The organism is Roseateles asaccharophilus, assembly GCF_031458115.1.
GTDB classification, from domain to species: domain Bacteria; phylum Pseudomonadota; class Gammaproteobacteria; order Burkholderiales; family Burkholderiaceae_C; genus Pelomonas; species Pelomonas asaccharophilus_A.
The window spans coordinates 778598-803444 of sequence record NZ_JAVDXV010000002.1; the positions used below are offsets into that span (position 1 = coordinate 778598).

A 24847-nucleotide genomic window follows, 5' to 3' on the forward strand; every position below is an offset into this window, starting at 1 on the left:
GATCGCGCCGCGGCGCGCGGCCGGCGGGTCGAGCTTCCTATGCTGCGGCACCTTCCGCGATATCGGCTCACTTCATGCGACAGCTTCTTTCACTCGTGCTGGCCTGCGCGGCTCTGAGCGCCACCGCGCAAGACGTGCAGCCCATCTCGCAGCGCTTTGCCGCCGACCCGTCACCGCATGTGTTCAAGGGCAGGTTCCATGTCTACGCCACCGACGATGCATCCAACTCCGGCAAGTACTGGGACTCGACCAGCTGGCGGCTCTACACATCGCCCGATCTGAAGACCTGGACCGACGCCGGCGTGCCGCTGGACGTGTCCGTCTTCAAGTGGGCGCGGCCCGACGCCAAGGCCTGGGCGCCGGAAGCGGCGTTTCGCCATGACAGGTATTTCTTCTATGCGCCGGTGGGTGGCGACAAGATCGGCGTGGCCGTGTCGAACCGGCCGGACGGCGGCTTCGTCGATGCGCGCAGCGACGCGCTGGTCGACAAGGCGCGCGATGCCAACGCCGGCGACGAGCCCATAGACCCGGCCGTGTTCATCGACAAGGACGGCCAGGCCTATCTGTACTTCGGCACCCGCGTGCCCAAGGTCGTCAAGCTCAAGGCGGACATGAAGACACTGGACGGCCCCATCCTCGACCTGCAGATCGCCGGCCTCAGCAAGGAGGCCAAGCGCACCTACGGCGAGGCGCCCTTCCTGCACGAGCGGGGCGGGGTCTACTACTTCACCTACTCGACCGGCTGGCCGGGCCAGATCCGCTACGCCACAGGCAGTTCGCCGCTGGGCCCGTTCACGGACCGTGGCGTCGTGCTGGACTACCTGAAGATCTCCACCAACCACCAGGCCATCGTCGAGCACGAGGGCAAGACCTGGCTGTTCTTCCACGACAACCTGCTGCCCGGCGGCGGCAGCCAGCGCCGCTCCATCGCGGTCGCGCCGCTGACGTACCAGGCGGATGGCAGCATCCGGCAGGTGCCTCACACGCCGCGCTGAAGCACCAGGCTGCAAAGGGGCAGCAACCGTGATAGCGTCCGGCCTGCAGCGATTGGTAGCGCTACCGTCGCGACGAATATCGTTTGGAGACTGCATGCCTTCCGTTCTGGTTCACACCCTGCGCCGCTGTGTCGGCACCCTCGGCCTGCTGGCCGCTTCCATCGCCTGGGCGCAGCCCTCGGGCGGCCCGTATGGCCCCGTGCCGCAGCGCTATGCGGTGCCGAAAGCCGCCAACGTCTACTTCGTGGCGCCCGACGGCAAGGCCGACGCGGCGGGCAAGTCGCTGGAGCAGCCCACCAGCATCGAGGCCGCCATCAGCCGCGTCGTCACTGGCGACGCCATCGTCATGCGCGGTGGCACCTACCGCACCGGCGGCCTGCAGTTGAACCAGGGCATCACGATGCAGCCCTATCTCGACGAGGTGCCGGTGCTGAAGGGAACGCGCGTCGCCACGGAGTGGCAGATGCTGCCCAACAACGTCTGGCGCACGACGTGGAAGACGCTGTTCCCGGCCCAGCCGCTGGGCTGGTGGCGCGCCGAGCGCGAGGGCATGGTCACGCCGCTGCACCGCTTCAACAACGACATGGTGTTCATCGACGGCGAGGCGCTGCAGTCGGCCGGCTGGGCGGGTGAGCTGAACGCCAAGAGCTACTACATCGACTACGCCAAAGGCCACGTCTACATCGGCGTGAACCCGTCGGGCAAAACGGTGGAGATTACCGCGCACGACGTCGCGCTGCATCGCCCGTCGCGCGAGGTGCACGGCAAGGCGTCGGACCGCAAGGGCCCGCAGATCCGCGGCATCACGTTCACGCAGTACGCCTACCGCGCCATCGACATCGAGGGCAAGAAGCCCGCGACGCCGGTGTCCGAGGAACCCACCGACGACCCCATCGGCCCGTCGCCCGAATCGGCGCACGGCAAGGAGGTGGTGGGCACGCTGCTGGAGAACGTCACCATCAGCCACTGCTCGCGCGTGGCCGGCTACTTCCGCGGCGACAAGCTGGTCATCCGCAACTCGCTGGTCAGCGACACCAGCACCGAGGGCATCTACGTCATCGGTTCGTCGGACGTGCTGCTGGAGCGCAACATCATCCGGCGCAACAACGTCGAGCGCCTGACCGGCTACTACCCGTCGGCGGTCAAGATCTTCAACCAGTCCTACCGCGTGACGGTGCGCGACAACCTCGTCGTCGAGCAGCCGTACTCCAACGGCGTCTGGTACGACGTGGGCAACATCGACGGCGTGTTCGTCAACAACTACGTCGAAGGCACGATGGCCGGGCTGTTCTTCGAGATCAGCAAGGGCATCACGGTGGCCGGCAACGTGTTCGTCAACAACCAGCAGAGCCTGCGCATCCTGAACGCGGCCGGCGCGCGCATCCAGCACAACACCTTCGTCAACTCGCCGGTGCTCATCGACCGAACCGAGCGCAGCGCGCAGGGCGACCATTTCGGCTGGCACCCGCAGACCGGGCCTGACGTCAACGAGCGCGTGGGCCACGTCTTCGAGAACAACCTGCTGGTGGCCGACGCGAACGTGAAGGGCCCGCTGCTGCGCTTCGAGCAGCCGCCGCTGATCTGCGGCAAGGTTACAGCGCCCATGACCACACGCGTGGACGGCAACGTCTACATCCGCGCCGCTGGAACAGGGGCTGGCCAGCCGCTGGTCAGCTGGGCGCCCGTCCCGGGTGCGGCGGGCGCAACCTGTCAAACGACCTACGCCAGCCTGGACGACTTCCGCCAGGCCCAGCCCGGCCTTGAGGCCAGGGGCCGCTCCTTCGCCGGCCATCAGGGCGCCGTGTTCAGCAGCCCCGAGCTGCGCCGCTTCGAGCTGTCCCATGTGCCCGACGGCGTGCAGCCCGTGCCCGTGCCGGCCGACCTGCGCAAGCTGCTGGGCTGGCCCGCCACGCACCTGCCGGGCGCGCTGCCGGCCGCGCGATGAAGCCCGGCCTGCGCGGCGCGGCGCTGCTCGTCTGCGCAGCCACGGCCGCCTTTGGCGGGGGCGGCGGCACGACGGCCGCCGTGGCCGAGACGCCCCAGCCTTCCACATCGCAGACTCGCCCCGAGGACGGCGCGACGGGCTGCACCGACCAGCCGCTGCCGGCCCACGCCGACCTGGCGCTCACGGCCGCGCTGCCGGACCCCTTCCGCGGCGTCACCCGCAAGGCCGACTGGCCCTGCAAGCGCCGCGAGGTCAGCCGCCAGCTGCAGGCCTATGAGTTGGGCGAGAAGCCCGCGCCGGTTGCCGGCAGCGTCAGCGCCACCCGCGACGGCACGTCGCTGACCGTCACGGTGAAAGACGGCGCTCGCCAGATCAGCTTTGTCGCCACCGTGCAGTTGCCCAGCGTGGGCGCGCCGCCGTATCCCGCGCTGATCGCCATCGGCCGCTCGTCGCTGAACAACGCCGAGCTGCTGCAGCGCGGCGTGGCGCTCATCAACCTCCCCAACGACGACATCGCGGCCCAGCAGGGTGGTGGCTCGCGCAACCAGGGCAAGTTCTTCACGCTGCATCCGCAGAGCGAAGGCGCAGGGGCGATGGTCGGCTGGGCCTGGGGCGTGAGCCGGCTCATCGACGCCATCGAGCAAGGCGGCCTGCCCGCCATCGACGCAGCACGGCTGGGCGTGACCGGCTGCTCCCGCAACGGCAAGGGCGCATTGATGGCCGGCGCGCTGGACGAGCGCCTCGCGCTGACCATCGTCCAGGAAAGCGGCTCCGGCGGGACAGCCGCCTGGCGCGTGTCCGATGCTCAGAAGGCGGCCGGCCAGAACGTGCAGACGCTGAGCCAGATCGTGCAGGAGAACGTCTGGTTCCGCAGCAGCTTCGCGCAGTTCGGCGCCAGCGCCACCCGGCTGCCTTTCGATCATCACCAGGTGCTGGGCCTGGTGGCGCCGCGCGGCCTGCTGGTCATCGAGAACACCTCCATGGAATGGCTGGGCAACCAGAGCGCGTGGACGGCCGCGCTGGCCGCCCGCGAGATCTACACGGCGCTGGGCGTACCCGACCGCATGGGCGTCTCGCAGCAGGGTGGCCACAACCACTGTGCGCTGCCGCCCGCGCAGGCGGTGGAGGTGAATGCCTTCGTGGACCGCTTCCTGAAGGGCGTGACGGGCGTGGACACGCGCGTGCTGCGCACGGACGGCACATTCGTCGTGGATCGCGACCGCTGGCTGCCCTGGAAAACGCCCACGCTCGATTGAGGGCGCCCCGGCTGGGACTATGCTTGGCTCGTCCCCAGCAGTCCCTGCCTCCATGCCGAAGCCTCCCGGCAAACCTCGCCCCAACAGCCGCCCCTACACGCCCCAGCGCCTGCTGAGCCTGGCGGTCCATCACGAGGTGCGCCGCAAGACGCAGGCCTTGTCCGCGTTCAAGGACGCCGAGGATCAGCGCCCGCCACCCGAGCCGCAGCTACCCGCCGATGCGCAAGCCCAGCGCCACGAGCCAGCCGCCTACGCCCGCCGGCTGGCCATGCCGCACGAGCAGAGCTGGGGTGGCATCAGCCCCTTCGCGAAGGATTACGCGCGCATCGTGCACTCCAGCGCGTTCCGTCGCCTGCAGGGCAAGACGCAGCTGATCCCGGCCGGCGAGAACGAGGTCTTCCGCACGCGGCTCACGCACTCGCTGGAGGTGGCCGACATCGCCTCGCGCATCGCCTCCACGCTGAACCACGGCAGCGGCGCGGCGCTGGGCGGCTATCGCATCAACAACGACATCGTCGCCTGCGCCAGCCTGCTGCACGACCTGGGCCATCCGCCGTTCGGGCATTCGGGCGAGGAGGTGCTGAACGAGCGCATGCGCGACTACGGCGGCTTCGAGGGCAATGCGCAGACGCTGCGCATCGTGACCAGCCTGGAAAGCCGGCTGGGCCTGATCGAGGACCGCGCGGCTGCCGAGTTCGCGATCGCGCAGGCCGAGGAGCGGCCGCGCGGCATGAACCTGACCGCCGGCACGCTGGCCGCCGTGCTGAAGTACCCCTACCAGCTCGGCGCCACGGGCCGCAAGGCCGGCCGCGGCGCCGTGGCCGGCAAGGGCATCTACGAGGAGGAGATGCCGGTGCTCCATGCGCTGCAGGCGCTGGGCCTGGGGCTGAGCCCCCAGCGGCGCACGCTGGAATGCCAGATCATGGACATCGCCGACGACATCGCCTACTCGGCCTACGACCTGGAGGACACGCTGGAGGCCGGCATCGTCACGCCGCTGGACCTGGTGGCACCCGACGACGACCTGCTGGAAGCCATACGCAGCGAGGAGGGCGTGCGCGCCTGCCTGGGGCCGTTGGCGGGTGACATGCACCGGGCCAACACCCGCATCGTCGACGCGCTGACGCAGGTGTTCGCCAGCCTGTTCGACCTTGGCGACGCCTATCCGCAGATCCAGACCGACAGCGTCGAAGGCAACCGCGCGCGCCACATCTTCGTCGCCCGCACTTATCTGGAGTCGGTGATGCACGCGCGCCACCCCATGGTCAGGCGCCAGTTCCTGGAGGCGCTGATCGAGCGCCACATCGCGGCCATCACGCTGGTTGCGGACGCCGACGCGCCGCATTTCTCGCGCGTCAGCGTCGAGCCCGGCAGCCGCCTGCGCATCGAGTGCCTGAAGGCCTTCAACTACCACCGCGTCATCAACTCGCGGCGGCTGAAGATGTACCACTACCGCAGCCGCAAGATCCTCGGCGAGCTGTTCGACACGCTGTTCGACAACGCGATGGAGCGCGACCCCAAGATCCGCGGCCTGCTGCTGCCCGACCGCATGCACGAGCAGTTCCGCGCGCAGGGCCGCAGCCAGCGCCGCGAGGCCGCCCGGCTGGTGGCCGACCACCTGTCCTCGCTGACCGACTCCGAGGCGCTGCGCCTGCATGCGCAGCTGACCTCGGGTCAGTCTGCGACGTTCAACACCTATTGGCGGTGAACTGAGCCCCTCGCCCGGTCTTGCGCCGGCTGAACGCCGGCAAGCCCAGTCTGGGACCGCGCCGCGGCATAGGCCGCAGCGCCTCGCCAGGCACGGTGCGCCCACTGGGCGCGCCGTGTCCTGGCTCAGCCCCCTAGGGGACGGCGATGCTCGCGGCGTTGAGCCGCGAGCACATCGCCCGCGGGCCGACTTGGGGCGGCCCGGCGTTCTGCCCGCGCCAAATGCGGCGCGGGGTTCGCCTACTTCGGTCCGCTGCCGGTCCCGTCCAGCTTGATCACGCGACGCGACCGGCTCTCCGTGTCGTCCAGCGACTCGCTGATCAGTCGGTTGTGCTGCTCCCAGTCCTCCGCGCTGCGGATGATGCTGGGCTTGATCAGCACCACCAGCTCGCGCTTGCGGCCGCTGTTGGCGCGGTTGCCGAACAGCACGGACGTCAGCGGGTTGCTGTCGGCGCCCGGCAGACCCGAGCCGCGGCGCGAGGCTTCCATCTGCATCAGCCCGCCGATGGCGACGATGTGGCCGTCGGGGATGCGCACCACGGTGTCGGTCTCGTTGACGCTGGCGCTGGCCAGCGGCAGCCGGAAGTTGCCGATCTCGCCCAGGTCCACCTGCTTGACCTTCTCGGTCACGTTGGACACCGACGGGTGGATGTGCAGCGTGATCATGTCGGCCGCGTCGATCTGTGGCGTCACGTCCAGCGCGATGCCGCTGAAGAACGGCGTCAGCGTCAGCGTGGGGATCTGGTTGGCCGTGCCGTTGGTGCCGTTGTTGTTCGTGTTGTTGCTGTTGCTGCCGCTGATGCCGGTGATGAAGTAGTCGTCGGTGCCCACCTTCAGCACGGCCTTCTGGTTGTTCAGCGTCGCGATGCGCGGGCTGGACAGGATCTGCGTGTCGCCGTGGCTCTCGATGAAGCTCAGCAGCGCCTGGAAGCCGCCGCGCGCCAGCGCGAGGCCGAAGGTGCCGCCGCCGGTCGAGGGCAGCGGGATGAGGTCGGACCAGGCCGGGTTCTGCGTGCCGGTAGACAGCACCGGCAGGCCGCGGCTGTTGCTGACCAGCGGGTTGACGATGGTGTTGACGCCGCTCGGGATCGACGGATTCACGCTGGTCTGGCCGATGGCACCGCGGTCGCCCACGCGCGACCAGTCGATGCCGCTCTGGTAGCCCTCGCGCAGCTCGACCTCGACGATCTTGGCCTCCAGCATGACCTGGCGCTCCACCGCCACGCGCGTGGCCTTCAGCCAGGCCTCCACGTGGCGCAGCTCCTCCGGCATGGCGCGCACGGCCACCGTGCCGGTCTGCGGGCTGGCGATGACGGCGCGGCCCTCGCCGGCGCCCACCAGCGAGCGCAGCGCGGCGGTGGTCTCGGCCCAGAAGTCGCCCGCCACGCGGGTGGTCAGCTGGCTGCTTTCCTGCTGCAGCACGGTGTTGGTCGAGCCGCCTGCGGTGTTGTTGTTGCTGCCGGCGGCGCCGTTGCTGTTGGGGCTGCTGACCGGCGCGGCGCCGGAGCTGACGCGCACCTCGCTGCGGCCACTGCGCTGGTGGGCCAGCGCGTTGAGCGTGAACACGCGCGTCTGCAGTGTGGGTGGGAAGACGGTGATGCGGCGGCCGTCGATGCTGTAGTCGAAGCCGTAGACCTCGCGGATCGCGTCCAGCGACTCGCGCAGCGTGACGCCCTTCAGCGTCACCGACAAGGTGCCGCTGACACTGGGATGGACCAGCATGCTGTAGCGCGTGTCGCTGACCAGCGACAGGAACACGTCGCGTGCCTGCGCGCCATTGACGATGAGGTCAAAGCGCGGCTCCGGCGGCAGCGCGGGGGCGGGCGGTGGCACCGGCGCGGCCTGGGCGAGCGGCGCGGAAGCCGCAGCCGTGGGCGGCGCCACGCGCTGCTGCGCCTGCAACTCCTCGCGCAGCGCCTGGCTGGGCTGGGCCACGCGCAGAGGCTTGTCGGCGCAGCCGGCCAGCAGGGCGGCGATGGCGCTCAGCAGCAGGATGCGCGAGGCCGGATGGACGGGAGCCGTCATGGCTGCTTCTCCTTGGATTTCTTGGCGGCAGGGGGCGGCGCGGGCGGGCGTTTCTCGACGCCGCCGTACAGCGGCTCGCGGCGGACCTGGCCGGCCTCGCGCAGCCACACGGCCTGCTCGGTGATGCGTTCGATGCGGGCGCCGTCGAGCTGGTCGCCCACGGCATGGCGGCGGCCGCGCTGCACGACGTAGGCGCGGCCGTTGGCAAAGACGACCTGGCGGATCGCGTTGTCGGCAGCTTCGACACCGGGCGACGATGCGGCCGAGGCGGCCGCCATCGCGCTGCGCAGCGCGGGCGGCCAGGCAGTGGGGTCTCGGTCTTGCGCCTGGGCCGGCAGCACGAGGCATAACAACAGCGCGGCGATGGGCTTCATGGATGCACCTTCAACATGAACAACTGCGCCTGCACACGCGGCGGCTCGTTGCCGGCGCCGGCATTCAAGCGCAGCTCGCCCCAGCGCAGGCCGGGCAACTCGCGCTCCAGTGCCTGCAGATAGCGTTGCATGTCGTACCAGCCGCCCTGCACCTGCAGCTCCACGCCCTGCCAGCCGATGCCGGGCAACACGGGCAGGGCGGGTCGGGGAGCGGCGGGGGCGGCTGGCGTGGCCGAAGCCGCATCTTCCAGCAGCGTCAGCTTCTCCAGCACCAAGCCTGGCTGCTGGGCCAGCAGGCGCTGCAGCACGACGGACAGGCCTTCGCCGACACCCGCCGAGCCGGCCTCGCGCAGCGCCTCGTCCAGCCGCGCGCGTTCGGCGCGCGCCGTGTCCAGCTGGCTGCGCAACTGGCCGCCGGGGTCGTCGTTGTTGCGGCTGGCGGCCACGTACTGCTCGCGCAGCTGCGTGACCTCGGCGGCCTGCTGGGCCTGGGCGTCGGCGCGCAGCTTCTGGCGGGTGGCCAGCGGCGTCAGCACCAGCGAATCGAATAGCAGCGCCAGCACGGCGGCGATGCTGACGAACAGGATGGCACGTTCGCGCAGGCTGAGCGCATCGATGCGCTGCGCCTGGCGCTGCCAGGCCGACAGCAGCGGCGCGAAGCGGCGGCGCAGCAGCGCGAGGTCGATGTGGGTCTGCCCCTTCATCGCAGCACCCCCGAGGCGGCGCTGGCCGGTGCGGCCGGCGCGCTGACGACGCGAAACGCCCAGACCGGCACGGGTGTCCGGATCAGTGGGCTGCCGGCCTGCAGCAGTGTGTTGCCCTGGGTCTCGGTGCTGGGCGCACCCAGCCGTTCCACGCGCAGCGCGGACAGCTGCTGGCCGGCCAGCAGCGGATGCGCGGCGAGCTGGCTCAGCCAGGGGCGCAGCTGTGCCGTGTTCAAAGTGCCGCCTGCCAGCTCCACGCGGCCGGGCGTGTAGCGCAGCTCGCTGAGCCAGGTGCCATCGGGCAAGGTGCGCGCCACCAGCACCAGCAGGTCGGAGTGGCGCTGGCCGCCGCGGCTGGCGGGGTCGCTGCCCAGCGTGCGCAGCAGCACGGTGCGGTCGGCATTGCCGGCCTGAAGCGCCTGCAATTGCGTTTGCAGCGCCAGCGCATCCTGTGGCGCGGGCAGGCTGGCGCGTGCCACTTGCAGCTGCTGACGCTCGGTCGCGTAGCGGGCCAGCAGGGCCTGGTGCTCGGCCTCGGCGCTGCGGTCGCGCTGCTGCATCCACAGCGTTGCGGCCAGGCCGCCCAGCAGCAGCAGGCCGGTCGCCTGCAGCAGCGTCAGTGCCGAAAAGTAACGCTTGGGCGCCAGCAGGATGGGCGTCAGGAGGTTGATCTGCTGGGCCATCAGTACGCGCCCGGGTGAAGTGAACGGGTGGACTGCATGCTCAAAGTTGCCGCGTCTCGCTGCGCAGCGCGGCACCCAGCAGGGGAATGCAGGCGGCCAGCGCCTGGGCGGCATGGCCCTCGGGTGCGGGCGCTTCGGGTCCGAAGGCGGCCAATGGGTCGAGTGCGACGGTCCGCTGGCCCAGTTCGCGCTGGATCAGCGCGGCCACCTCGGGGCCGTGCTCGGCCGTGATGACGTACAGCCGCGCCAGTGGCAACTCGGGCCAGCTGCGCTCCCAGACGTCAATGGAGCGCTGCAGCTCCACCACCAGCGGTGATTCCTGGCTGTTGCCGCCGCCGTCGAAGGCACCGCCGGGCTGGTACTCGAAGCCCAGTGGCAGGTCCGATGCCGGGCCCTCCGCCTGCTCGCCGCGCGCGCGGGCCAGCAGCTTGGGGTCGCCCTCCAGCCGGCGCGTGTAGAACAGTTCGTCGCCGGAGCCGACGACGAGGATGCAATGCTGCGTGTCGATCAGCACCGCGGCGCTGGCGCGCGTGGCGAGGTCGTCGGCGCGGGCCTGGCGGCTCAGCAGGTTGCGCAGCGCCGTCTCCCAGATGTCGACGATGGCGACCTGGTCGTTCACGCTGGCGGCGCCGGTGGTCAGCGCCTTGATCGCGCTGTTGCGCGCGGCGACGACGAACAGATGCCGCTGCGGCCGGTCCACATCGCCGCCCACGTGCATGACGTCCAGCGTCAGCTCGGCGACGTCCACGTCCACCATCTCCTTGATCTGCCAGCGTGCCGCGGCCTTCAGCTCCTCGTGCGGCACGTTGGGCGTGTCGACCTTCAAGATCTGGTACTCGGCCGGGTCCAGCAACGCGATGGCCTCGCCGGCGGGGACGGGTCTTGCCTCGGGCAGCAGGCCCCAGCGCAGCAGCCGCTGCGGCTCGTTCTCACCGTCGGTCAGCACGAAGGCGTGCTGGGCTCCGACGCGGCGCAGCACCAGGCGGTGGCCGCTGCGGCGGGGCGTCCAGGGCCAGCGCATCAGTAGTTCTCCCGTTGGAAAACGATGCCGTCGCTGCCGCGGTAGAGGCCCCAGGTCGCGCGGGCGCTGGGGTCGCTGGTGGCGGCGGCACCGCACCAGGGCCCGCGCAGGCCGGCCAGGTTGGCGCCAGCGGTGGCGGCCTTGGCGGCCACCCAGCCGCCGGCGGTCTTCAGGCACGAAGCGTCGGCCGTGGTATCACCAAGCGCCACGGCCACGTCGACGCTGCCCAGGCGACCGCCGCCGGGCGCAGCCAACGTGATGAAGCGGCGCTGCGCCGGATGCACAGTGACGGTGGCGGGGCTCATGACGGCGTCCGCGGCGACCAGCGTCTTGCGGAAGTTGCCGAAGCTCAGGTTGTTCGCGGTGACGCTGGTGCAGAAATCCAAATCGTTGGTCTTGAAGGTGGCGGTGCCGCTGTCCCAGTACTGGGCGGTCAGCGGAAGCAGCAGCGCCCGGTTGGCGGCGCTCATGCCATTTTGTAGGCGCAGGCGGCCATGGCGCAGGGGGATTTGCCCGACCACGACGGTGCTGCGGTCCGCGCCGGCGACGGCATCGGTGTCGAGGTCGAACGCCAGCATGCCGACGCCGTCAGCGTCCACCGGCGCGATGCCGAAGGCGGCGTTGGGGAAAGGGCCGTCCGGGGCCGTGGCGCGCCGGGCGGCGGCGGTCAGCATCACATCGGCCGCGCCGGCGCTCGCATGGCCTACCGGTGGCCAGGCGCCGGCGGCGCCGGCCATGGCGACACGGCTGGCGGGAAAGCGGGTCGTGACCGCGCCGGTCGTGTCGGTGCCGGCCAGGGCGTAGCCGTCGGCGTTCGCCAGGTCGAGCCGTGCGTAGGTGGCTCCCGCGTAGTTTCGTGTCACGTCGCCCTGGGCGTTCACCGCCGTCAGCGTGAACCTGAGCCCGAAGTTCTCGTCAAGATAGGTGAAAGCGGATGCGGGCACGCAAGTCAGGCCGGCACGGTGGGTGGGGGCTGCGGCCGTGGCGGTGAAGCCCGCGGGGATGAAGCGCCCGATGGTCTCGCTGGCCACGGCCGCTGCGGGGGCCGTGTCGCCTGCGCCGAGGTAGTTCGTGTCGGCGACCGAGCCCTTCAGCGTCATCAGGCCGACCTCGCTGTAGCGCAGGTTGGTGACCTTTGCGACGCCGTTGGTGAAGTCACCGCCGGCGATGGTGGCGTTGCCGATGGTGCCCGTGGCGCCGCCGGCCGGCTCGACCAGCGTGGGCGCCAGCAGCACGCCTTCGGGCGCGGCCTCCTTGCCGAAGTTGGGCGTGGCCACGCCGCCCGAGGTCAGCGCGGTGATGCTGGCACTGAAAGGCGTGCCGGCCTTGACGAACTTGTCCGGCGGGCTGTCCTTGCCTGGGTTGGCGACGCCCGTCGGGGTGGTGATCTGCGTGATGGAGAAGCGGGCCGGCTTGGTGACGAAGGGGCCGCTGTCACCGGTCAGGGTATCGGTGCCTGCGCTGCCGACGGCGACGCCCAGGCTGGCCAGCAGCCTGACCTGGCCAACGTCGGCGAAGCTGAACGTGAAGGGCGCGTTGCCGTTGGCATCGAACATCATGGGCACGTCCGTGTAGGCGGCCGAGGCGGTGGCGTTGTTGCGCTGGACGGCCGTCGCGCCGGCGCTGCCGGTGACCGTCATCAGGTTGCTGCCCGAGCAGGTGGCCGGGTCGTTGCAGCGGTAGGCCCATTTGACGTTCCGGCTGCCGGAGACCGCCGCCTCGCAGGCCTGCGTGCTGGTGTTGGTGCGGACCGCGCGCAGGTAGAAGGTGCCCGAGGTCGTGCCGGCGGTCTGCGCCGGGATGGTGGCCGCAGCGCCGCCGGTGCCGCTGGCGATGATGAAGCCGGCGCCCTTGAAATTCGTCGTGCAGCTGTTGGCGGCTGCGCAGCTGACGCCGTCGGGGCAGCATCTGCGCGGGTTGGCGGCGGTCGTCGATTCCGCGCTCAGCGTCACGGTGACATTGGTGTTGTCGCCGCCGCCGGGCAGGCTGAGCGTGGCCGTTGCAACACCGTTGCTGAAGCTGACGATGCTGGGGCTGAGCATGCCGGCGGAGGTGCTCAGGGTGGCCGTGCCGTTGACGGAGGTCTCGACGCTGCAGGTGCTGGCGTTGCTGGAACAGGCTTTGACGGTGATGGTCGTCGGCAGGCAGGTGAGGCTGGTGGTGGGCACCGACAGCTCGTAATGGTCCAACGGCGGCAGGCAGACGCGCACGGGCGTCGTCTGGTCAGCCGTCAGCTCCAGCGCGCTGATCTCGTAGTTGTAGAACCGCATCTCGTCGATGAGTCCGTTGGCCGAGTTCAGCGTGCCGTTGGTGGGCGCCGTGCTGCTGCGGTTGTCGCCGACGAACATCGTGCCCAGGCTGTTGTCCAGCGTGCCGCTGGTGGTGGTCGTGGTGGCGCCGACCTGGGATCCGCCGATGTAGATGCGCAGCACGCTCTGGTTGGTGCCGCTGGCCAGCTTCCAGATGATGGCGATATGCCGCCAGTTGCCGGCCAGCACCGTCTGCGCCGGAGTGACGGCCGTCACCACAAGGCCGTTGCTGTCGGTGATGGTGAAGCGCAGCGAGCCGTCTGCTTGGCGCACCAGGAAGAAGGGCCGAGCGGTCGCGGTCGTGGCGTCCAGAAGCATCGCGGCCGCGCTGTTCCAGGCCGTGCTGGACTGATACCAGAAGGTCACCGCGCCCTTGTCGCCGATGCCGGAGTTGACATCGAGCAGCGTGTCCACGGCATGGCTGGTGGACGTCGTGTCGGCCGGGATGCTGAGCGAGCGACAGACCCGCGCCGTGGGCGAGGTGGTGGCCGTGCCCACGCGCACACCGTTGTTGTTGTTGCCACTGCTGTCGGCCACCTCGCCGACGCGGCCGCTGTAGTTCCACTCGTCGAAGCGGTACTCGGCCCTGCGGGTGGGCGAACCGCTGGGCACGAACCAGCGGATGGCGCTGCCGTTGGCGTTGTAGCCGCTGTTGTAGGAGTACTGTGTGAAGTCGCTGCCGTCGATCTGCACGCCAATGGTGGCGCGCGAGCCGGTGGCGTTGGCATTGCCGTACTGGAACTTGAATTCGCCGCTCTCGTAGAGAATGATCTGGAAGGTGTAGGGCGTGCTGGTGTTGTACTGGTAGACGCCGTTCCACGACACGACGACATAGCGGTTGGGCGCCGTGCCTTTTTGCTCCCAGGTGACGCCGCCGCTGCCGGGCTGGCTCGGATTGAGGTCGGTCCAGTAGGCCAGGATGACGTTGGTCGTGGCCGAGGCGACGCAGCCGCTGGCGGCTGCCGGCGTTCCGGCGGGCATGGCGGTGTTGGTGTAGCTGCGGAAGAAGCCGTTGTCGGCACCGAACTGCAGGCCGCCGTTGGCCAACACGCGCACCGAGGTGTAGTTGGTGCCCGCGAAATTGAACTTGAAGCTGCCGCTGAACGTGATGGTGGCCTTGTCGTCGTCACCCGGGTAGCTGGTGCATGCGCGGTCCCAGGTGATGGCGTTGGCGGCAGACTCCCAGGCATAGCTGTCGCTGCGGAAGGTGTAGCTGGCGGCCTGGGCGTGGCCGCCCAGCAGGACCAGGCAAACAAGGGCGAAGGCGAGGCGCAGTGTCTTCATGGCGTGACGGTGATGCTGAGGCTGCGGCTCAGCTGGCGCTCTGTATAGGTGGGCTGGGTCGTCGCCGTGTTCGGACAACTGCCGGCGCCGGCGGCGATGTTGCAGGCATTTGCGACGACCGTGTAGAAGGCCAGCGTGGTGTCGCCGTCGGCCAAGGTGCCGGCACCGGGCACGCGCGCGCAGCTGACGGAGACGGTGTAGTCGGACAGTTCCTCGGCCAGCTTGAGGTTCTTGGCGGCGAAGCAGTTCGGCTGGCCGCCGCCGCGCAGCACCTGGTAGCTGCCCCATTCCAGGCCGGTCAGCGCCGCCTGGTAGGCCTTGGCAGCGGCCAGTTCGCCGGCGGAGCCGAGCTGCTGGCGTTGGCTCAGCGAGGCCAGCGCCGCCCCGAGCGCGGCCAGCGCCACGAGGATGAAGAGCATGGACATCATCGTGAAACCCGCCGTCGCGAGATGCGGCGACCTGCAGGGTCGAGGAGCTGCCGTGGAACCGGCTTTGCCGGGCCGTGGGCGGCGCCTCGTTGAGCGAGCCAGCGAAGCCGGGACGGGGTGGGTGGTCATGGCAGGTTGTCCACGTGAACCGTGTGGTAGAGCGTGACAGCCTCGGCGTTTGCCTCGTCGTCGGCGTTCTTCGGCTTGCGGTCAAGCAGGCTGATCTGCAGCGTGACGATGCCATGGCGCGCCGAGACGGAGGCCGGGTCGAAACTGAACCTGCAGGCCTTCACATGGCGCGCCAGCACGGCGCTGCTGCCGCCCGACGGCGGGTTGGGCTGTGTCGCGACGAAGCCGTAGCCCGTGTGGCGCATCAGCGTGCCGGGCGTGGTGCTCATGTCGCAGCGGTAGGTGACCGGGGGCTCGATGGCGTAGACACGGTAGGGCGGCGCCTGCAGCGCGTTGGCCAGGCCCGTGCCGCCGTTGATGATGGCGACGTTGGCCGCATTGCCGGCGGCGCTGGTGGCGGTGCGCACATTGGCCAGCGTGTAGGCGTCGGCGTCCGGCGTGCCCGCGCCGAGGTTGTACCAGGCCAGCTGCTGGCTGGCCCGGCTGAGCAGCAGGGGCGGGCCGACGATGGCGAAGCTGGCGTCCGCGGTACCAAACTGCAGCGTGTCACCGCTGTTGACGGCATAGCGGGCCGCGCCGCTCACTGGGATCAGTTCGAGGCTGCGACCGTCCGCCGAGACGCGGGCGCTGTTGGGCAGCGCCAGGGCCAGGTCGCGCGAGATGCGGCGCAGCGCGGTGTCGGCTTGGTCGCTGAGCTGGGCGCGGGCGGCGCCGTCGAAGTAGGCCGTGGTGGCCGGCACGATGAAAAGGGACACGATGCCGATGACGACGCCGGTGATGGCGATGGTCATCACCGCCTCGATCAGCGTGAAGCCGGCCTGCCGGTGCGTGCGGCGATGCTCAGTCCGCGGCCGTCGGTGCATAGCGGGTGCGCCAGCCCTGCAGGGTGATGGCGTTCTTCGGGTTGCCGTCAGGGGCGGTGACCGTGACCGTGATCTTCAGCGCCTCGGTGCTTGGCACGTTGTCCAGCGCCGCCTCGACGACGCTGACCGAGGCCTTGTAGGCGCCGAGTCCGGCGACGGCTGCGCCCGAGATGTCGGTGATGCCGTTCATCGAGAAGCCGTTGTAGTCGTTGACGTTGTCCAACAGGCTGGCGCCGGAGCGGCTTTCGCCGCCCTCCGGGCCGAGGACCTCCTGGGTCGTGCAGTCGACGGCGCTGGTGGCGGTGGCCGCGTTGGCCGCATCGGGATCGCACCAGGTGAACGGCATCAGCTCGATCTCGCGCAGCAGCGACTCGGCGATGGCCAACTGCTGACGGCGCACCATGGGGTCGGTGCTGGCGGCCGTGGCGGTGATGAAAACCTTCAGCATCGCGCTCAGCGCGATGCCGACGACGACGAGGAAGAGCAGCAGTTCGATCAGGGTCAGGCCCTGCTGGCGCTGACCGGGATGCAAGGCCGGCATGCGCGGGAAGCTAGCCCAGCTGTGCATCATGCGAGCCTCAAGGCACCGGGTAGATCAGCCCGGTCTCCGCCTCGACGCGGTAGGCCTGGCTGTAACTGCCCGCTGCCACGGTGACGTTGAAGGCAGCGCCGCTGTACGTGGCGGTGGCGCCGCTGTTGCCGGCGTTGAACGTGACGGTGCGGCTCCCGCCTTCGGCGATGCAGGGACTGTCGCTGGGTGGGCAGGGCAGGGTGTCGATGACGGTGACGCCGCCATAGGCCCAGCTGACGCCGCTCCCGGTGATGGTCTCGACGATGGGCCGGCGCTGCTGCAGCGCCAGGCGCTGCATGGCCTGGTGGCGCGACTGGAAGTCGTCGCCAAAAGCACGCAGCCGCCACAGCGTCGTGTCGACCACCTTGGGGATGGCAAACACCGCCAGGGCGGCTGTGATCACGATGACGAGGATGAGCTCGATCAGCGTGAAGCCACGCGAACCGCGTGGCAGGGGCATCAGGAAATGCCCGTGGCCGTGAAGTTGGCCGTCTTGCCGTTGGCCGTCAGCACGCAGTCGGTCTTGGTGGCGTCGGCGGCGACGGCGGCAGCAGTGATCACATAGCCGGTGGGCAGGCCACCTTGCAGCGACGTGGCGACGTCGGTGCAGTTGGCAACGGCATTGCCCTTGGTGGAATTGGCCTTGCGGCTCGCGTAGTTGATGGCGGACGCGGAACTCAGCGCGCCGGCCACACCCTGCACGGCCGCCGTTTTGGCGTCATCGTCGACGTTGACGAACTTGGGCAGCGCGACTGCGGCCAGCACGCCCAGGATGACGATGACCATGACCAGCTCGATGAGCGTGAAACCGGCTTGGGCGTGGGTACGGGACTTGTTCATGCGAGATCTTCCTGCGCGGGGGCGCTTGCTGCGGAATGGTGCAACTATCTGACGGCTGCCCGGCTCAGGGAAGTGAATTGCGCACGGCCGGCAACACCCGGCACGCAATCCGCGCATAAAGCGTTGCAGGGTTCACACCCCGAGTGATACGTGACGGCTCTAGGCGGCCCTCATCGGCCCATTGCGGCCTGGCCCAGGTTCCACAGCGGCAGGAACACGCCCAGCGCCAGCACCAGCACCAGCGCGCCGATGATGGCCAGCAGGATGGGCTCGATGGCGGCGGACAGGCCCTTGATGGCGTAGTCGGTCTCGCGCTCGTACATCTGCGCGATCTCGGTCATCAGCGTGTCCAGCTCGCCGGTCTCCTCGCCCACGGCGATCATCTGCAGCACGATGGGCGTGAACACGCCGGTGGCGGTCGCGCAACGCGAGATGCTCTCGCCTCGCTCCACGCCGTCGCGCATCTGTTCGATGCGGGCTCCGATGTAGGCGTTGTCCACCGTCTGCGCCACCACCGTCATCGCCTGGCTGATGGGCACTCCCGAGCTGCTGGCCAGCGCGAAGCTGCGCGCAAAACGGGCCAGCGTCGCCTTCAGCACGATGTCGCCGGCGATGGGCAGCTTGAGCTTGAATCGGTCCCAGGTGTAGCGTCCGCTGGCCGTGGCTACCCAGTTGCGCCAGGCCAGCACGGCACCGATACCGCCGGCCAAAACCATCGGCCACCACTTCACGGTCCAGCCTGAAAAGCCCAGCAGGATGCGCGTCATCAGCGGCAGATCGCTCTTGAAATGCGCAAAGACGTCGGCGAACTTGGGCAGCACGAACAGGTTGATGATGACCAGCGCGATGCCCATCGCGATGATGACCATGAAGGGGTAGCGCAGCGCCTGCTTGATGCGGGCGCGGATGTCCAGCTCGAACTCCAGGTGCTCGGACAGGCGCTGAAACACCTCGGTCAGCTTGCCGGTCAATTCGCCCACGCGGGTCATCGCGACGTAGAACGTGCTGAAGACCTTGGGGTGGCGCGAGAAGGCCGTGGCCAGTTCGCGGCCCTGGTCCAGGCTGGCGCGCACGTCCTGCAGCAGGCTGACGACGCCGGGGTGGCTGGTAGAGGCCTCCAGCCCGGCCAGCGCGCGCAGGATGGGCACACCGGCCTTTTGCAGCGTGTAGAGCTGGCGGGTCAGCACCAGCGCGTCTTCCTGCGTGATGGGCTTGGCCAGCAGCGCCTGCAGCCAGCCGTCGCCGCCGGCGGCACTGACCGCGTCGGCCGTGGGCTCGATGCTGACCGGCACGACGCCGCCAGCCATCAGCTGGGCCGCCACCGCGTCGCTGTTGACGGCATCGACGATGCCCTCAACCAGCTCACCTCGGCCGTTGCGACCTTTAAACGCGAAGTTGCTCATGTGGGCAGGCTGTTATGCCTTGAATCCGCGGGCCGTGCGCCGGGCCGCCCCAAGCCGGCGCGCGGGCGATGTGATTGCAGCTCAATGCTGCAAGCATCGCCGTCCCCTCGGGGGACCGACTGGACTCGTCCGCGTTCAGCGGCGCGAGGGCGGGCGAGGGGCTCATCATTCAGCGTCCACGCTGATGCGCACGGCTTCCGCCAGCGACGTCTGGCTGTTGCGCACCAGCGCCAGGCTGCGGTCGGCCAGCGTCTTGCCCTTCAGCGAGGTGCGCGCCGCGGTCAGGAAGCCGCCGGCATCGCTGCGCTGGATGGCCAGCGCCATGTCGGGGTCCAGCTCCAGCATCTCGTAGACGCCGCGCCGGCCCTGGTAGCCGGTGCCGTTGCATTCCGAGCAACCGCGTCCCTTGACGCTCTTCACCGGGCCGGGCGTCTCGCCGTTCAGCGCCAGCACCTCGTTGACCCAGGCCTGCTCCTGCGGCGTGGCCAGATGCGGTTCGGCGCAGTGCTTGCAGACGCCGCGCAGCAGCCGCTGCGCCAGCACCGCCTGCAGCGACGTGGCCACCATGAAGGGCGGGGCGCCCATGTCCAGCAGCCGGAACGGCGTGGAGACCGTGTCTTTCGTGTGCAGCGTGGACAGCAGCAGATGGCCCGTGATGGCCGCGCGCAGGCCGATCTCGGCGGTCTCGGCGTCGCGCATTTCGCCGACGAGGATGACGTCGGGGTCCTGCCGCAGCGCGGCGCGCAGCACCTTGGCAAAGCTCAGCTCGATCTTCTCGTTGACCTGCACCTGCGTGAGACCCGGCAGCCGGTACTCGATGGGATCTTCGGCCGTGATGATCTTCAGCTTCTCGGAGTCCAGCTCGGCCAGCGCGGCGTACAGCGTGGAGGTCTTGCCGGAGCCGGTGGGGCCGGTGACGAGGATCATGCCGGCGTCGCGCCCCAGCAGCTCGCGAAAGCGCTCGAGCATGTCGCCCGGCATGCCGATCTGGTCCAGCCGGCGCAGCGCCGAGCCCTGGCCCAGCAGCCGCATGACGACCGATTCGCCGTACTGGCTGGGCATGGTGGACAGGCGCACGTCCAGCGTGCGGTCGGACAGGCGCAGCGTGAAGCGGCCGTCCTGCGGCAGGCGCTTCTCGGAGATGTCGAGGCCGGCCATCAGCTTCAGGCGCTGGGCGAGTGCGGGGGCAATGCGCTTGTCAGCCTGGGTCAGCGTCTGCAGGATGCCATCGACGCGGTTGCGGATCAGCAACTCGCCTTCCTGCGGCTCGATGTGCACGTCGGACGCGCCGGCGCGGGTCGCGTCCTCGAACACGCTTTGCAGCAGCCGCACGACCGGCGCGCCTTCCTGGCCCACGCTGGCCTGCAGCGCGCCGAAGTCCACGGCGTCGCCGATGTCCTTCTCCAGTGCCTTGGCCAGGCCGGAGATCTCGTCGCTGCGGCGGTAGTGCTTGTCGAAGACGGCGGGCAGCTGGCTGTCGGCCACCACGGCCATCGCCAGGCGGCGCTTCAGCAGCTTGGCCAGCTCGTCGAAGCCGAACAGGTCCAGCGGGTCGGCCATCGCGACCAGCAACTGGTCGCCGCGCTCCTCCAGCACCACAGCGCGAAAACGCCGCGCTGGCGTCTCGGGCAGCAGCCGCACCAGCTCGGTCTTCAGCGGGAAGGTCTTCAGGTTGACGAACGGCGCGCGCAGCTGGCGCGCCAGCACATGGGCCAGCGCCTCCTCGGTGATGAGGTTGGCCTCGACGAGGATGCGGCCCAGCTTCTTGCCGGTGGCCCGCTGCAGCTCCAGCGCCTGCGTCAGCTGCTCGGCCGAGATCAGCTGCTGCTCGACAAGGACGTCGCCCAGCCGAAGTTTGGGACGCGGGGCGGCGGCGGTGTCGGCTTCTGTCGTCATGCGTTGCTGGTGGCGTGGACTTCAGCCAACGTGGTGATGCCTTGCAAGACCTTGATGATGCCGTCCTGGCGCAGCGAGCGCATGCCCTCCGCCAGCCCGGCGTGATGGATTTCCTCGGCGCGGGCGCCGGTCTGGATCAGCCGGCGTATGTCCTTGGACACGGTCAGCAGCTCGTGCAGGCCGGCACGGCCCTTGTAGCCGCTGCCGCCGCAGGCGGTGCAGCCGGGGCTGTGGTACTTCATCAGCCGGCCGCCCTGGCCATGGCTCTTGATCCAGTCGGCCATCAGCGTCAGCTTGCTGGGGCGGGCATCCGCCGGGAAAACGTGCAGGTAGTCCTCCAGCAGCTCCTGCAGCTCGGTCTCCTGCAGGGGTTCGGACGTGCGGCAGCTGCCGCAGCTGCGCCGCACCAGGCGCTGGGCCAGCACGGCCAGCAGCGAGTCGGCGAAGTTGAACGGGTCCATGCCCATGTCCAGCAGCCGCGTGATGGTCTCGGCGGCGCTGTTGGTGTGCAGCGTGGACATGACCATGTGGCCGGTCAGCGAGGCCTCGATGGCGATCTCGGCCGTCTCCTGGTCGCGGATTTCGCCGACCATGATGACGTCGGGGTCGGCGCGCAGGAAGGCGCGCAGCGCCTTCGCGAAGGTCCAGTCGATCCTGGGGTTGACCTGGACCTGGCGCAGCCCGGCCTGCGTGATTTCGATGGGGTCCTCGGCGGTCCAGATCTTGCGGTCCGGCGTGTTGATGTGGGCCATCGCCGAGTGCAGCGTGGTGGTCTTGCCCGAACCCGTCGGGCCTACGCACAGCACCATCCCGTAGGGCCGCGCAACGGCGGTCTTCAGCGCGTCCAGGTTGGCGGGCGACAGGCCGATACCGTCCAGCGGCAGCGGCTTGCTGCTGGCCAGGATGCGCATCACCACGTCTTCCAGCCCGTTGCTGGTCGGGATGGTCGCGACGCGCAGTTCCAGCTTGTGCTGCGACGAGAACTTCGCGAAGTTGATCTTGCCGTCCTGCGGCTTGCGGCGCTCGGAGATGTCAAGGTCGCACATGATCTTGATGCGCGCGATCATGGCGTTGCGGTAGGTGTGGGGCAGTTCCAGGTAGGGCTGCAGCTGGCCGTCGCGGCGGAAGCGGATCTTCAGCTTCTCGCGGCCCGGGTAGGTCTCGACGTGGATGTCGGACACGCCCTGGCCATGTGCCTCGATGATCATGGAGTTGATCAGCCGCACCAGCGAGTTGTCGCTCTGCTCGATGGCCGACTCGTCTTCCTTGCTGTGGCGCTCGCTGCTGTCGCGCTCCAGGCTTTCGATGAGCTTGTTGGAGCTCTCCAGCGTGAAGTCGGGTGTGAAGTCAGGCAGCGGATCGGTGTTGCTGCGCGGCAGCGCGTCGGCGCCGTAGCGGTCGAAGGTGCTGGGAATGGCGAACTGCAGCGTGCCCAGCTTGGTCAGCGTGGGCACGACCTTGAGCTGGGTGATGAACTCGACCTCGTCGAGCGCGTCGCGCCGGGTCGGGTCTTCCATCGCGACGATGAGGCGGCCGTCGCGCAGCACCAGCGGCAGCACCTCCAGCCGCTTGGCCACCGCGTGCGGCAGCTTGCGCACCGCGTCGGGCTCGATGGCGAACTTTTCGACGTCCACGATGGGATAGCCCATCTTGCGCGCCAGCGCCGACTGCAATTGCCCGCGGCTGATGACGCCCTTGCGCACCAGCAGCTCGCCCAGCGGCACGGAGCGGTCGTCGCGCTGCTGCGCCAGCGCCGTCTCCAGCTGCTCGGGCGACACCAGGTCCAGCGCCAGCAGTGCCTCGCCGATGCGCACCATGGGCATCTTGGCCTGCTGCTCGATGGCGCGCAGCAACTGGTCGGCCGTGACGATGTGCTGCTCGACCAGGATGTCGCCCACGCGGCGCTGGCGCAGCCCGGTCTGCTCGACGGCCGCGGCCGACAGCTGCTCGGGCGTGACGAGCTGGTCCTTCAGCAGCAGGTCGCCGATGCGCTCGCCGATCTCGAAATGCGTCAGCACCTCGCGCGGGATGAACACGCGGCGCACGGAGTCGTCGCTTTCCGACAGCGGCGGGAACAGGAACAGGCCCAGCTTGTCGTGGTGATGGCCGATGGTGACGCCCTTGAGCTCATCGCCGCCGGCAAACACGACGCGGAACGGCGTGCGCGGGCGCTGGTCCAGGCTCAGCGGGGACGCGTGGTCATCGGCATCGCGCGGCGGCACGGTCACCGGCGCCAGCACCTTGACGGCGCGGAACTGGCTGAACTTCAGCGGCATGCTGTTGCGCGCCGGCGGCACGTTGATGCGTATCGTGCGGTCGGCGGCGTCCAGCGCCAGCAGCTGCCCGCTGCTGCGGCTGTTGTTCAGCCCCAGGATCTCGCAGGCCTCGGAACCGCGCTGCAATTGCGCTTCCGGGTAGGCGGCGTAGGGCGGGTTGGGCCAGAGGAACCCCGACACCGCGGCGCCCGGTCCGGCAGCGGCGGGATCCGCGTTGCCGTGGGGCCACTCCAGGGGTTGGGATGGGTCGTTCATGGCGGCCGATTATGGAGGGGCCTGCCGGGCGCTCCAGGCCTGAAATACAACGGCTAGGCAGTGCAGTTGGCCGCGAATGACAATGCCGCGATGGACATCCTCATCACCGGCTTCGAGCCCTTCGGCGGCGACACCGTCAACCCGTCCTGGGAGGTCGCCCAGGCGCTGCACGGGCGCGTCATCGGCGCCGGCATGGTCCGGGCATGCCGCTTGCCGGTGAGCTTTCGTGACGCGCCCCAGCGGCTCGCCCGCGCGCTGGTCGAGGGCCAGCCCGAACTGGTCATCGCGCTGGGTCTGGCCAGCGGCCGCAGCGAGATTTCCATCGAGCGCGTGGCCGTGAACCTCATCGATGCGCGCATCCCCGACAACACCGGCGAGCGGCCGCAGGACCAGCCGGTCGCCGCCAGCGCGCCGGATGCCTACTTCACGACCTTGCCCATCAAGGCCATGCGCGACGGCCTGCGCGCGGCGGGCCACCCGGCCGGCCTGTCGCTGACGGCCGGCGCCTTCGTATGCAACCAGGTGTTCTTCGAGCTGCAGCACCGGCTGGCGGGGCAGGGCGCGCGCAGCGGCTTCATCCACCTGCCGGCGCTGCCGGAGCAGGCCGCGCGACAGAACGGCAGCGTGCCCAGCATGGGGCTGGCCGCGCAGGTCGACGCGATCACGCTCGCCATTGCGATCGCGCTGGGCGGTGTGGAGGTGGCGGCGCTGCCGGACGAGGGCGCGCCGACCAGCTGACTATTCTTCGGAGTACCGGCGCCAGCGCGCGCTGGCCTTGCGCATCAGGTCCACCTGGCGGGCGAAGCGCCGGCAGTTGCTGCAGGTGCGCTGGTGCAGCCGCATCACCAGGCGTTCGGCCAGCGGCACGTTGCGGTCCTCGCTCTGTAGCAGGATGCGCGTGGCTTCGCGGCAGCTGATCTTGGGCTTGATCACGTTCCTCCTCCGGCCGGCGCCGTGCCGAACCAGCCCAGCTGCAGGCACTCGCGCAGACGCAGCCGGGCACGGTGCAGCATGACCCACAGATTGGTCGGCGTGATGGACAGTTCCTTACAGATCTCGTCGGACTCCAGCTCCAGCCATTCGCGCATCATGAACAGCCGCCCCTGCTGGCCCGGCAGCTTCTCCACGCAGGCCTCCAGCACCTTCATGAAGTCCAGCTGGCGCAGCGCATCCTCGGGGTTTCCCCAGTCGTGCGGGCTGTCGCGCCAGTGGCCGTCGGCGGCGAACAGCAGCTCGTCCAGGTCCTCGCCGTCGTCGCTGCCGGCGGTCGTCGACACCTCGCGGCTGTTCTTGCGGATCTGGTCGACCAGCTTGTGCTTCAGGATGCCGATGAGCCAGGTCTTGAGCTGGCTCTGGCCGCCGAAGGCCTGCGGCTTCTCCAGCGCCGCCAGCAGCGTCTCGGACACTGCGTCCTCGGCCCAGGCGTCGTTGCGCAGCTGCAGCCGCGCGTACTTCATCAGCACCGGGCGCAGCGCTTCGATCTGTCGGCAGTAGTCCTGCGGGGCATTCATGGCGGCGCGCAGTGTAAGGACTCGAACGGCTCTTGCGACATCATCCTCGCCGCCGCATCATCGGCCGCTTTCCACACCCCCAACCCATTGGAGATCCGCTCATGAAGAACCAAGCCCTCGTGTCCTCGGCCCTGGCCGCCGCGCTGTCCCTAGGCCTCGTGGCCCAAGCCCAGGCGCAGGACAAGGCCGCCAAGGAGAAGTGCTACGGCATCGCCAAGGCCGGCCAGAACGACTGCGGCTCGGCCAACGGCAGCCACTCGTGCGCCGGCCAGGCCAAGACCGACAAGGACCCCAATGAGTGGAAGTACGTTGCCAAGGGCACGTGCGAGAAGGAAGGCGGCTCGACCAAGCCGCCGGCCAAGAAGTAAATGG

22 protein-coding genes are annotated in these 24847 nt (G+C 69.5%); 6 read left to right on the top strand and 16 right to left on the bottom strand.

Going from position 1 to position 24847, the window contains the following annotated elements:
• Nucleotides 1–74 precede the first annotated feature (74 nt).
• The 4 genes from J2X21_RS08090 to J2X21_RS08105 all read left to right on the top strand — a co-directional run bounded on the left by J2X21_RS08090 (nt 75) and on the right by J2X21_RS08105 (nt 5904).
• Nucleotides 75–995 carry a family 43 glycosylhydrolase gene (locus J2X21_RS08090; protein WP_310327036.1) on the top strand — a complete coding sequence of 307 codons (921 nt, stop codon included), beginning with the start codon at nt 75–77 and terminating at the stop codon, nt 993–995.
• A 94-nt stretch (nt 996–1089) separates the two neighbouring features.
• Entirely contained in the window at nt 1090–2940 is a 1851-nt protein-coding gene (locus J2X21_RS08095; protein ID WP_310327037.1) for a right-handed parallel beta-helix repeat-containing protein, read from the top strand.
• Entirely contained in the window at nt 2937–4196 is a 1260-nt protein-coding gene (locus J2X21_RS08100) for a glucuronyl esterase domain-containing protein (RefSeq protein WP_310327039.1), read from the top strand. Before J2X21_RS08095 ends, J2X21_RS08100 begins: the two co-directional genes overlap by 4 nt.
• Before the next feature lie 52 nt (nt 4197–4248).
• Complete coding sequence (locus J2X21_RS08105; protein WP_310327041.1) at nt 4249–5904, top strand: deoxyguanosinetriphosphate triphosphohydrolase family protein; 1656 nt, start codon at nt 4249–4251, stop codon at nt 5902–5904.
• Nucleotides 5905–6143: 239 nt separating this feature from the next.
• On the opposite strand, the gene J2X21_RS08110 is transcribed toward J2X21_RS08105, so the two are convergent.
• The 14 genes from J2X21_RS08110 to J2X21_RS08175 all read right to left on the bottom strand — a co-directional run bounded on the left by J2X21_RS08110 (nt 6144) and on the right by J2X21_RS08175 (nt 22964).
• Nucleotides 6144–7928, bottom strand: coding sequence for a secretin N-terminal domain-containing protein (locus tag J2X21_RS08110; protein ID WP_310327044.1), 1785 nt, complete (start codon nt 7926–7928; stop codon nt 6144–6146).
• Nucleotides 7925–8302, bottom strand: coding sequence for a hypothetical protein (locus J2X21_RS08115; protein ID WP_310327047.1), 378 nt, complete (start codon nt 8300–8302; stop codon nt 7925–7927). The genes J2X21_RS08110 and J2X21_RS08115 overlap by 4 nt, the downstream gene beginning before the upstream one ends.
• A complete protein-coding gene (locus J2X21_RS08120) occupies nt 8299–9006 on the bottom strand; it encodes a hypothetical protein (protein WP_310327049.1) in 708 nt (235 codons plus the stop codon). Before J2X21_RS08120 ends, J2X21_RS08115 begins: the two co-directional genes overlap by 4 nt.
• Nucleotides 9003–9689: a PilN domain-containing protein gene (locus J2X21_RS08125; RefSeq protein ID WP_310327051.1), complete on the bottom strand. Its 687-nt coding sequence runs from the start codon at nt 9687–9689 to the stop codon at nt 9003–9005. Before J2X21_RS08125 ends, J2X21_RS08120 begins: the two co-directional genes overlap by 4 nt.
• A 40-nt stretch (nt 9690–9729) precedes the next feature.
• A complete protein-coding gene (locus tag J2X21_RS08130) occupies nt 9730–10710 on the bottom strand; it encodes a hypothetical protein (RefSeq protein ID WP_310327053.1) in 981 nt (326 codons plus the stop codon).
• Entirely contained in the window at nt 10710–14303 is a 3594-nt protein-coding gene (locus tag J2X21_RS08135; RefSeq protein ID WP_310327057.1) for a DUF6701 domain-containing protein, read from the bottom strand. The genes J2X21_RS08130 and J2X21_RS08135 overlap by 1 nt, the downstream gene beginning before the upstream one ends.
• Nucleotides 14300–14722 (bottom strand): agglutinin biogenesis protein MshP, encoded by a 423-nt coding sequence (locus J2X21_RS08140; RefSeq protein ID WP_310327060.1) that lies wholly within the window; start codon nt 14720–14722, stop codon nt 14300–14302. Before J2X21_RS08140 ends, J2X21_RS08135 begins: the two co-directional genes overlap by 4 nt.
• Nucleotides 14723–14856: 134 nt before the next feature.
• The gene (locus J2X21_RS08145) at nt 14857–15723 is read right to left on the bottom strand and encodes a PilW family protein (RefSeq protein WP_310327061.1); all 867 of its coding nucleotides are present in this window, start codon (nt 15721–15723) and stop codon (nt 14857–14859) included.
• The gene (locus tag J2X21_RS08150; RefSeq protein ID WP_310327064.1) at nt 15701–16291 is read right to left on the bottom strand and encodes a prepilin-type N-terminal cleavage/methylation domain-containing protein; all 591 of its coding nucleotides are present in this window, start codon (nt 16289–16291) and stop codon (nt 15701–15703) included. Before J2X21_RS08150 ends, J2X21_RS08145 begins: the two co-directional genes overlap by 23 nt.
• Before the next feature lie 10 nt (nt 16292–16301).
• Nucleotides 16302–16754 carry a pilus assembly FimT family protein gene (locus J2X21_RS08155; RefSeq protein ID WP_310327066.1) on the bottom strand — a complete coding sequence of 151 codons (453 nt, stop codon included), beginning with the start codon at nt 16752–16754 and terminating at the stop codon, nt 16302–16304.
• The gene (locus tag J2X21_RS08160; protein ID WP_310327069.1) at nt 16754–17134 is read right to left on the bottom strand and encodes a type II secretion system protein; all 381 of its coding nucleotides are present in this window, start codon (nt 17132–17134) and stop codon (nt 16754–16756) included. The genes J2X21_RS08155 and J2X21_RS08160 overlap by 1 nt, the downstream gene beginning before the upstream one ends.
• A gap of 170 nt (nt 17135–17304) precedes the next feature.
• Nucleotides 17305–18537, bottom strand: a complete 1233-nt coding sequence (locus J2X21_RS08165; protein ID WP_310327072.1) for a type II secretion system F family protein — start codon at nt 18535–18537, stop codon at nt 17305–17307.
• A 165-nt stretch (nt 18538–18702) separates the two neighbouring features.
• On the bottom strand, nt 18703–20433 hold the full coding sequence (locus tag J2X21_RS08170) for a GspE/PulE family protein (protein WP_310327075.1): 1731 nt from the start codon (nt 20431–20433) through the stop codon (nt 18703–18705).
• Nucleotides 20430–22964, bottom strand: a complete 2535-nt coding sequence (locus J2X21_RS08175; RefSeq protein WP_310327078.1) for a GspE/PulE family protein — start codon at nt 22962–22964, stop codon at nt 20430–20432. Before J2X21_RS08175 ends, J2X21_RS08170 begins: the two co-directional genes overlap by 4 nt.
• Before the next feature lie 90 nt (nt 22965–23054).
• Here J2X21_RS08175 and pcp point away from each other — a divergent pair, with 90 nt between their 5' ends.
• Nucleotides 23055–23702 carry a pyroglutamyl-peptidase I gene (gene pcp / locus J2X21_RS08180; protein ID WP_310327081.1) on the top strand — a complete coding sequence of 216 codons (648 nt, stop codon included), beginning with the start codon at nt 23055–23057 and terminating at the stop codon, nt 23700–23702.
• On the opposite strand, the gene J2X21_RS08185 is transcribed toward pcp, so the two are convergent.
• Both J2X21_RS08185 and J2X21_RS08190 read right to left on the bottom strand, forming a co-directional pair.
• Nucleotides 23703–23897: an anti-sigma factor family protein gene (locus tag J2X21_RS08185; RefSeq protein ID WP_310327084.1), complete on the bottom strand. Its 195-nt coding sequence runs from the start codon at nt 23895–23897 to the stop codon at nt 23703–23705.
• Nucleotides 23894–24475, bottom strand: a complete 582-nt coding sequence (locus J2X21_RS08190) for a sigma-70 family RNA polymerase sigma factor (RefSeq protein ID WP_310327085.1) — start codon at nt 24473–24475, stop codon at nt 23894–23896. Before J2X21_RS08190 ends, J2X21_RS08185 begins: the two co-directional genes overlap by 4 nt.
• Before the next feature lie 101 nt (nt 24476–24576).
• On the opposite strand from J2X21_RS08190, the gene J2X21_RS08195 reads away from it, so the two are divergent.
• A complete protein-coding gene (locus J2X21_RS08195) occupies nt 24577–24843 on the top strand; it encodes a BufA1 family periplasmic bufferin-type metallophore (protein WP_310327088.1) in 267 nt (88 codons plus the stop codon).
• The last annotated feature ends 4 nt before the right edge of the window (nt 24844–24847 follow it).